We start from the raw sequence: 1855 nt of genomic DNA on the forward strand, positions 1-1855 counted from the left end.
AAATAGTATTCATACGATACATTCGTAAACAGTACAGGTGTAACATCATATGTTACCACCTGTACTGTTTACGTTTTTTATGGAAAGAAGGGGGGAGGGGGCACATTCGTACGAAATGTTCCATCGGGCCAATTCCGAGGAGTAGGACAACTCGAATAGCTATAATGGATAGCTTACTTTGATTCCTTTACTGGGTTTATTGCTTCAATAGGGGCTTGTAAACTCATCATTTACCGAGCCGATAGGTGGTAAAGAAAACGAACGTTTTCTTTACTTAACCTCGTAACCCATTGATTATCTGTACGAATTATTGTTGATGGAACATTGGCTTAGGCCATCCGATCGTACGAATGTGGGCGACTCCCCGAGGTATCGGCTATTGAGTCATACTGGTTATCAACAAAAGTCTGATTTTGGCTTGTTGATTCAATCGCTTCAAAACAAGGGTATGAGCTGCCAGCTTTCGATAGTTTTCGCTTATAGTAACCTGCTGTAGGGTCTTGGATGGACCCATATCCTGGAATAATCGTTCTAACTCCGTATGCATTGTTGTAAGTAGGCTTACGATTGGAGCCATAGGGCACTGACCGATATAGGAACTCTCCTCGGCACTCACTTTTTCCTGAGTCGCGTCCTGAGGAATATAGGTGGCCAATTGAGTATAGCTTAAGTAGAAATCCTCTGTTGCTTTTATCCAATCAGTCAAAGCATTTTCGCGCTTTATTGGGCAATCTAGCTGTCGATTCATGGATACAGATCTAGTAGTTACGGTATACTTTGTCTAACTTATCCGTCTGGATAGGTACGTAAACTTAAACAAAAATTTAATTAACCAATTTAATCCTAAATTAATTTAGGATTAAATTAATAAGTTGATTTTCAATTAACTAAAAAATAACTCGTAGAATATACATATGAAATATATTATATTATGACTAATAAAGATACCATAAATACTATTAATGACTTTTCCCGCGACAAGCTGTTCTTCGAGCTTGTCGTCTACGGATTAAGTTGGATAAATAGTTAAAAAGTCTAGTCTTCTTCTCCTACAGGGTATTAGGTCATTGAGATAAGTATTTATACTGATTGCTGCATGAGGGGTCGCTTTGCCGTTTCGTACAAAATCCGTCACTTGACCAATCTGGCGAGATAGACCAGTATAGTCGTTTAAGTTTCAAAAAGGTATGACTTTTTGAAACTTGACTTTTGAAAGCCGGTTAGTCGATCAAATCAGTCAAGTGACGGATTTTGTACGAAACAGCAAAGCGATCCGCAGTTGATAAAATTTATGTTTACAAACCTTGCACTTATGTAATTCAACAGGCATGGATTTAGCCCAATTAGGGCGGTGCATTCTAGTAAGACGATCACTTTCGCAGGCGGTACATCGCTTCTTAAACGTCACTTTTTTATAGAGGTATATAGCCAGCCAAGTTAGTATTACACCAAACAGGGTGATCAGACCATACGCGTCAATAAATTTCATCATGTTATAAAATCCACTTAATCACCCCGTAAACCACCAGGAGCGTAATGAGGAAAACCACTATCCAGGTCAGGGTGCGGATTGTTCCGCTATAATTATGTTCATGTGCTGGCTCTTTACTTGCTAGCTGAGGACTCATCGAAGTAGGAGTTAGTAATTCTACGGCTTGGTACATAGCAGTAAAATTGATTCCTTTCACACCAATCTCTACTACACAATATCCTTAAAGAGTTACATTATTCACGCTTTTTCATCTGTTGTCTACCTAGTTGGGGGGTGGCCGACATTCGTACGAAATGTTCCATGGAGCCACTTCTGAACAGTAAAATAACCCGAGTAACTACGATGGATAAATTACGTTGATTC

At 39.2% G+C, this 1855-nt stretch carries 1 protein-coding gene; it reads right to left on the reverse strand.

Going from position 1 to position 1855, the window contains the following annotated elements:
• Positions 1 to 376: 376 nt before the first annotated feature.
• Positions 377 to 748 carry a hypothetical protein gene (locus B157_RS0112740; RefSeq protein WP_020603710.1) on the reverse strand — a complete coding sequence of 124 codons (372 nt, stop codon included), beginning with the start codon at positions 746 to 748 and terminating at the stop codon, positions 377 to 379.
• Between the last annotated feature and the right edge of the window lie 1107 nt (positions 749 to 1855).

Source organism: Spirosoma spitsbergense DSM 19989 (assembly GCF_000374085.1).
Lineage (GTDB): Bacteria > Bacteroidota > Bacteroidia > Cytophagales > Spirosomataceae > Spirosoma > Spirosoma spitsbergense.